A 7,545-nucleotide genomic window follows, 5' to 3' on the forward strand; every position below is an offset into this window, starting at 1 on the left:
CGGACGATGGAGGGACCGACGGAGGTGCCCGCGCCGGTGCAGGCCGCGTACAGCTACTGCGAGGCCGTCACCGGGCAGCAGGCGCGCAATTTCGCCTACGGGATCAGGCTGCTGCCGACCGACAAGCGGCAGGCCATGTCGGCGCTGTACTCGTTCTCGCGGCGGGTCGACGACATCGGCGACGGCACGCTCGCCCCGGAGGCCAAGCGGGACCGGCTCGAAGGGACGCGGGAACTGCTCGAGCGGATCCGCCAGGGTGCGGTCGACGAGGACGACATCGACCCGGTCGCGGTCGCGCTCGCGGACGCGGCGCGCCGGTTCCCGCTTCCGCTGGACGCGCTCGACGAACTCATCGACGGCGTGCTGATGGACGTACGCGGCGAGACCTACGAGACCTGGGACGACCTCAAGACGTACTGCCGGTGTGTCGCGGGCGCGATCGGGCGGCTCTCGCTCGGCGTGTTCGGCACCCAGCCCGGCGCGCGCGGCGCCGAACGCGCCCCCGAGTACGCCGATACGCTGGGACTCGCCCTCCAACTGACCAACATCCTCAGGGACGTTCGTGAGGACGCGGGCAACGGCCGCACCTATCTGCCCGCCGACGACCTCGCCAAGTTCGGCTGCTCCGCGGGCTTCTACGGCGGCACCCCGCCGCACGGCTCCGACTTCGCGGGCCTTGTGCACTTCGAAGTACGGCGGGCCCGCGCCCTGTTCGCCGAGGGCTACCGGCTGCTGCCGATGCTCGACCGGCGCAGCGGCGCCTGCGTCGCCGCGATGGCCGGCATCTACCGGCGCCTCCTCGACCGCATCGAACGCGACCCCGAGGCGGTACTGCGCGGCCGTGTGTCCCTGCCCGGGCACGAGAAGGCGTACGTCGCCGTGCGCGGGCTTTCCGGACTCGACGCCCGGCATGTCACCCGGCATAAGCTCAGGGGGCGTGCCTGATGCGGGCGAACGCGGACAAGCGGCGCGCAACCCTCCGGTGCGGCGCCGCGTCCCAGACTGCAACGGCCCGAGGGGAGGTCGCATGACGGACCACGACATGCGGTCCCGGCACGCGGTGGTGATCGGCGGAGGACTCGCCGGAGTCACCGCGGCGCTGCAACTCGCCGACGCGGGAGTCGGCGTCACCCTCCTCGAAGGCCGCCCGCGTCTGGGCGGCCTTGCCTTCTCCTTCCGCCGCGGAGACCTCACCGTCGACAACGGCCAGCATGTGTACCTGCGCTGCTGCACCGCGTACCGCTGGTTCCTCGACCGGGTGGAAGGTGCTCATCTCGCCCCGCTCCAGGACCGGTTGGACGTGCCCGTACTGGACGTGGCACCGGCGCGCGGACCGCGTCTCGGCCGGCTGCGCCGCACCGCGCTGCCCGTACCGCTGCACCTCGCCGCCGGCCTTGCCGCCTATCCGCACCTCTCGCTCGCCGAGCGGGCGTCCGTCGGGCGCGCCGCACTCGCGCTCGGCAAGCTGGACCCGGCCGACCCGGCCCTGGACGGCATCGACTTCGCCACCTGGCTGGGCCGCCACGGCCAGTCGCAGCGCACCGTCGAAGCCCTCTGGGACCTGGTCGGCGTGGCGACGCTGAACGCCACCGCGCCGAACGCCTCGATGGGCCTCGCCGCCATGGTCTTCAAGACCGGACTGCTCTCCGAGCCCGGCGCCGCCGACATCGGCTGGGCCCGCGTGCCGCTCGGGGACCTGCACGACACGCTGGCCCGCAAGGCACTCGACTCGGCCGGTGTACACACCGAGCTCTCGACCCGGGTACGCAGCATCTCCCGTGCGGGCCTGGGGCGTTGGCAGGTCGAGGTGGACGGCGAGCAACTGGACGCGGACACCGTCGTCCTCGCGGTACCGCAGCGCGAGGCCCATGCGCTGCTGCCCGAAGGGGCCCTCGACGACCCCGACCGGCTGCTCGACATCGGCACCGCGCCGATCCTCAACATCCATGTCCTGTACGACCGCAAGGTGCTGCGCCGGCCCTTCTTCGCCGCGCTCGGCACCCCGGTCCAGTGGGTCTTCGACCGCACCGAGGCATCCGGACTGCGGGACGGCGGCCAGTATCTGGCGCTGTCCCAGTCCGCCGCCGAGGACGAGATCGACGCGCCCGTCGCCGTACTGCGCGAGCGGTATCTGCCCGAGCTGGAGCGGCTGCTGCCCGCCGCGCGAGGCGCCGGGGTCAGCGATTTCTTCGTCACCCGGGAGCGGACGGCGACCTTCGCCCCGGCCCCGGGAGTCGGCCGGCTGCGACCGGGTGCGCGCACCCGGGCCACCGGCCTGTACCTTGCGGGCTCGTGGACCGCCACCGGGTGGCCCGCGACCATGGAGAGCGCCGTACGCAGCGGCTTCAGCGCCGCGGGCGCCGCACTCTCCGCGCTCGGCCGCCACCACGAACATCCGCTCAAGGAGGCGGCGTGAGCTTCAGTACTGGAACAAGAGGAGAGACCGTGCCGACTGTGCCCTCGGCGAGCCCTGCTGATGACACCGCAGCGGGAGTCGACATCGTCGCTTTGCTGGAGCGCGGGCGGACCATGTCCACCCCCGTGCTGCGCGCAGCCGTGGACCGGCTCGCGGCGCCCATGGACACCGTCGCCGCCTACCACTTCGGCTGGATCGACGCGCAGGGACGGCCCGCCGACGGGGACGGCGGCAAGGCCGTACGCCCCGCGCTCGCGCTGCTGTCCGCCGAGGCGGCCGGCGCCGCACCCGAGGTCGGCGTCCCCGGCGCTGTGGCCGTGGAGCTGGTGCACAACTTCTCGCTGCTGCACGACGACCTGATGGACGGTGACGAGCAGCGCCGCCACCGCGACACCGTCTGGAAGGTGCACGGACCGGCCCAGGCGATCCTCGTCGGCGACGCGCTGTTCGCGCTCGCGGGCGAGGTCCTGCTGGAGCTCGGCACCGTCGAGGCGGGCCGCGCCACGCGCCGGCTGACCACCGCCACGCGCAAGCTCATCGACGGCCAGGCCCAGGACATCTCCTACGAGCACCGCGAGCGGGTCACCGTCGAGGAGTGCCTGGAGATGGAGGGCAACAAGACCGGCGCGCTGCTGGCCTGCGCCGTCTCCATCGGCGCGGTGCTCGGCGGGGCGGACGACCGGACGGCCGACACGCTGGAGGCGTACGGCTACCACCTCGGTCTCGCCTTCCAGGCCGTCGACGATCTGCTGGGTATCTGGGGCGACCCGGAGTCCACCGGCAAGCAGACCTGGAGCGATCTGCGCCAGCGCAAGAAGTCCCTTCCGGTCGTCGCCGCGCTCGCCGCGGGCGGACCGGCCTCGCAGCGCCTCGGAGAGCTGCTCGCGGCCGACGCCAAGAGCAATCACTTCGACAGCTTCTCCGAGGAAGAATTCGCTGCCAGGGCGGCCCTGATCGAAGAAGCGGGCGGCCGCGAGTGGACCTCCCAGGAGGCCCGCAGGCAGCACGCCGTCGCTGTCGAGGCGCTGGACCGCGTCGACATGCCGGAACAGGTGCGGGCGCAGCTCATCGCGCTCGCGGACTTCGTCGTCGTACGAAAGAGATGATCGCCATCGCCCGTATATGCGTGTCTTCTGGGGGCTAGCCCCCAGGCCCCCAAGCAGTCGCCGGCCGGTGCACGGGAAACCGGGCGCCGGCCGACGGAGACCCCAGCACAGCAGAGAACCACTGCAACGAAGGGGAAGCCATGACAGCGACGACCGACGGAAGCAGCGGGCCCGTGGGGGCCGGCGCAGCCGCGGCCAGCAGAACAACCGACGCTCATCCTGCCGAGCGCCCCGCCGCGGACGACGTCCTCGAGGCCGCCGAGCGGGCCGCACAACGCTCCGTCGAGCATCTGCTCGGTCGCCAGGACGCCCAGGGCTGGTGGAAGGGCGACCTCGAGACCAATGTGACGATGGACGCCGAGGATCTGCTGCTTCGTCAGTTTCTCGGCATCCAGGACGCGCGAACCACCGGGGCGGCCGCCCGCTTCATCCGGGGCGAGCAGCGCGAGGACGGCACCTGGGCCACCTTCTACGGCGGGCCCGGCGAACTCTCCACCACCATCGAGGCATACGTCGCGCTGCGGCTGGCCGGCGACCGGCCGGACGATCCGCACATGGCGCGCGCCTCCGCCTGGATCAGGGAACGGGGCGGCATCGCTGCGAGCCGGGTCTTCACCAGGATCTGGCTGGCGCTGTTCGGCTGGTGGAAGTGGGACGACCTCCCCGAACTGCCGCCCGAACTGATCTTCCTGCCCAAGTGGTTCCCGCTGAACATCTACGACTTCGGCTGCTGGGCGCGCCAGACCATCGTGCCGCTCACCGTCGTCTCGGCGCAGCGGCCGGTGCGGCCCGCGCCATTCGCACTCGACGAGTTGCACACCGACGCCCGGGTGCCGAACCCGCCCAATCCCCTTGCCTCCGCGGCGAGTTGGGACGGATTCTTCCAGCGTGCCGACAAGGCGCTGCACCTGTATCACAAGGTCGCACCGCGCCGGCTGCGCGGAGCGGCCATGAACGCCGCAGCACGATGGATCATCAGGCGCCAGGAGAACGACGGCTGCTGGGGTGGCATCCAGCCGCCCGCCGTCTACTCCGTGATCGCCCTGCATCTGCTCGGCTACGACCTTGAGCACCCCGTGATGCGGGCCGGCCTTGAGTCGCTCGACCGGTTCGCATTATGGCGCGAGGACGGCGCGCGGATGATCGAGGCCTGTCAGTCGCCCGTCTGGGACACCTGCCTGGCCACCATCGCCCTTGCCGACGCGGGGCTGGCGGCGGATCACCCCGCGCTGGTCAAGGCCGCCGACTGGATGCTGGCCGAGGAGATCGTACGGCCCGGCGACTGGGCCGTACGCAGACCTCAACTCGCCCCGAGCGGATGGGCGTTCGAGTTCCACAACGACAACTACCCGGACATCGACGACACGGCCGAGGTGATCCTCGCCCTGCGGCGGGTCAAGCACCCCGATCCGCAGACGGTCGACGCGACGGTCGCGCGGGCAGGCCGCTGGACCCTTGGGATGCAGTCCAGGAATGGCGCCTGGGCCGCGTTCGACGCCGACAACACCAGTGCTTTCCCCAACCGGCTGCCGTTCTGCGACTTCGGCGAGGTCATCGACCCGCCGTCGGCGGATGTGACCGCGCATGTCGTGGAGATGCTGGCCCACGAGGGCAAGGCCCAACACCCCCGTACCCGACGCGGCATCGAGTGGCTGCTCGCCGAACAGGAGCCCAGCGGCGCCTGGTTCGGGCGCTGGGGTGTCAACTACGTGTACGGAACAGGGTCTGTGGTCCCGGCGCTGACCGCGGCCGGGCTGCCGGTCGCCCACCCGGCGATCCGCCGGGCCGTCCGCTGGCTCGATTCCGTCCAGAACGACGACGGAGGATGGGGCGAGGACCTGCGCTCGTACCGCGAGGAGCAGTGGATCGGCCACGGCGCCTCCACCGCCTCCCAGACCGCCTGGGCCCTGCTCGCGCTGCTCGCGGCGGGGGAGCGGGAGAGCAAGTCGGTCGAGCGGGGCGTGGCCTGGCTCGCCGAGACCCAGCAGGCGGACGGGTCCTGGGACGAGCCGTACTTCACCGGCACCGGCTTCCCCTGGGACTTCTCCATCAACTACCACCTCTACCGGCAGGTCTTCCCGCTCACGGCCCTGGGCCGCTATGTGCACGGCGAGCCCTTCGCCGCCCGCGCAGCCGGCCGCGAGGGGGGCTGATGCAAAGATCCCCGGAGCCGTCGTCCGGCTCTGCCGCGCCGCTGCTGATCGCCTGTGCGCTCGGCATCGAGAAGCTCGCCCTGCGCAGCGGCGACCGCAGCGGCGCACTCGGCGCGGTGACGGTGCTCCGTACCGGCATGGGGCCGCACAACGCGGAGCGTGCCGTGCTGGGCGCGCTGGGCGGTGACGGCCCGCTGCGGAACGCGGCGGTCGTCGCCTCCGGTTTCTGTGCCGGGCTCGCCCCAGGGATGCACCCCGGGGACCTGGTCGTCGCCGACGAGACCCGGCACACCGCCGGCGCCACGGTCTGTACGGATACGGAACTGCTGGTCAAGGCGGTGGCCAGGGCCGTGCCCGGACGCACCGTGCACACCGGCACGCTGATCGGGTCCGACCATGTAGTGCGGGGCCACGAGCGGGCCGACCTGCGCGCCACCGGGGCGATCGCCGTGGACATGGAGTCCGCGGCCACGCTCCGCGGTGCCCTGAGCGCCGGATCCCGTCCGGTTGCGGCCGTCCGGGTGGTCGTGGACGCTCCAGAGCATGAACTCGTCCGCATTGGCACGGTAAGAGGTGGAATATCGGCTTTCCGTGTTCTTCGTGCCGTCCTTCCTGCTTTCCTCGAATGGCACCGTTCTTTTCTGCTCCCCAGGAGGTGAGCTAGATGGCCATGCCGCTCCGTCAGACCATCAGGGTCGGGACGTACCTCATTGAACAGAAGCTCCGCAAGCGTGAGAAGTTTCCGCTCATCGTCGAGCTGGAGCCGCTCTTCGCCTGCAATCTGAAGTGCGAGGGCTGCGGGAAGATCCAGCACCCGGCCGGGATTCTGAAGCAGCGCATGCCGGTCGCGCAGGCAGTCGGGGCGGTGCTCGAGTCCGGGGCACCAATGGTCTCGATCGCGGGCGGCGAGCCGCTGATGCACCCTCAGATTCATGAGATCGTACGGCAGTTGGTGGCCAAGAAGAAGTACGTATTCCTCTGCACCAATGCCATGCTGCTGCGCAAGAAAATCGAGGAGTTCACCCCTTCGCCCTACTTCGCCTTTGCCGTGCACATCGACGGGCTGCGCGAGCGGCACGACGAGTCGGTCGCCAAGGAAGGCGTGTTCGACGAGGCGGTGGAGGCGATCAAGGAGGCCAAGAAGCGCGGCTTCCGGGTCACCACCAACTCCACCTTCTTCAACACCGACACCCCGCAGACCGTCATCGAGGTGCTCAACTACCTCAATGACGACCTGAAGGTGGACGAGATGATGATCTCGCCCGCGTACGCCTACGAGAAGGCGCCCGACCAGGAGCACTTCCTCGGCGTGGAGCAGACCCGCGAGCTCTTCAAGAAATCCTTCGCGGGCGGCAACCGGCGGCGCTGGCGGCTCAACCACTCGCCGCTCTTCCTCGACTTCCTCGAGGGCAAGGCGGACTTCCCGTGCACGGCGTGGGCGATCCCCAATTACTCGCTCTTCGGCTGGCAGCGCCCCTGCTATCTGATGAGCGACGGATACGTCCCCACCTACCGGGAGCTCATCGAGGAGACCGACTGGAGCAAGTACGGCCGCGGCAAGGACCCGCGCTGCGCCAACTGCATGGCGCACTGCGGCTACGAGCCCACCGCCGTCCTCGCCACCATGGGCTCCCTCAAGGAGTCCCTCAGGGCGGCGCGCGATACGGTCTCGGGAAACCGCGGGTGACGTGATGGCCCAGGGAGAGCCAGTCGCGCTGGGGCTCCCCGAGCTGCCGGCCCGGCCGATCGCGATGCGCCGCACCTCGCGGCGTATTCAGGTCGGTTCGGTGGCCGTCGGCGGGGATGCCCCCGTTTCGGTGCAGTCAATGACGACCACGCGCACTTCGGACATCGGGGCGACGCTGCAGCA

Annotated in this window: 8 protein-coding genes; all 8 read left to right on the forward strand. The window is 70.8% G+C overall.

Features of this window, described 5'->3' with window-relative positions:
• Positions 1–6 precede the first annotated feature (6 nt).
• Positions 7–945: a presqualene diphosphate synthase HpnD gene (gene hpnD, locus ACWDO5_RS07865; RefSeq protein ID WP_450529329.1), complete on the forward strand. Its 939-nt coding sequence runs from the start codon at positions 7–9 to the stop codon at positions 943–945.
• Entirely contained in the window at positions 945–1,031 is an 87-nt protein-coding gene (locus ACWDO5_RS07870) for a DUF6380 family protein (protein ID WP_450529344.1), read from the forward strand. Before hpnD ends, ACWDO5_RS07870 begins: the two co-directional genes overlap by 1 nt.
• Complete coding sequence (gene hpnE, locus ACWDO5_RS07875; RefSeq protein WP_450529331.1) at positions 1,028–2,416, forward strand: hydroxysqualene dehydroxylase HpnE; 1,389 nt, start codon at positions 1,028–1,030, stop codon at positions 2,414–2,416. Before ACWDO5_RS07870 ends, hpnE begins: the two co-directional genes overlap by 4 nt.
• A gap of 38 nt (positions 2,417–2,454) precedes the next feature.
• The gene (locus ACWDO5_RS07880) at positions 2,455–3,522 is read left to right on the forward strand and encodes a polyprenyl synthetase family protein (RefSeq protein WP_450529346.1); all 1,068 of its coding nucleotides are present in this window, start codon (positions 2,455–2,457) and stop codon (positions 3,520–3,522) included.
• 140 nt (positions 3,523–3,662) lie between these two features.
• Positions 3,663–5,675 (forward strand): squalene--hopene cyclase, encoded by a 2,013-nt coding sequence (gene shc, locus ACWDO5_RS07885; RefSeq protein WP_450529332.1) that lies wholly within the window; start codon positions 3,663–3,665, stop codon positions 5,673–5,675.
• Positions 5,675–6,334: a phosphorylase family protein gene (locus ACWDO5_RS07890; RefSeq protein ID WP_450529334.1), complete on the forward strand. Its 660-nt coding sequence runs from the start codon at positions 5,675–5,677 to the stop codon at positions 6,332–6,334. Before shc ends, ACWDO5_RS07890 begins: the two co-directional genes overlap by 1 nt.
• Before the next feature lie 5 nt (positions 6,335–6,339).
• Positions 6,340–7,362, forward strand: a complete 1,023-nt coding sequence (hpnH, locus tag ACWDO5_RS07895) for an adenosyl-hopene transferase HpnH (protein WP_450529336.1) — start codon at positions 6,340–6,342, stop codon at positions 7,360–7,362.
• Between the two features lie 4 nt (positions 7,363–7,366).
• The coding region (locus ACWDO5_RS07900; protein WP_450529348.1) for a flavodoxin-dependent (E)-4-hydroxy-3-methylbut-2-enyl-diphosphate synthase at positions 7,367–7,545 on the forward strand (179 nt) is incomplete at its 3' end.

It is taken from the genome of Streptomyces sp. NPDC000880 (assembly GCF_053599675.1).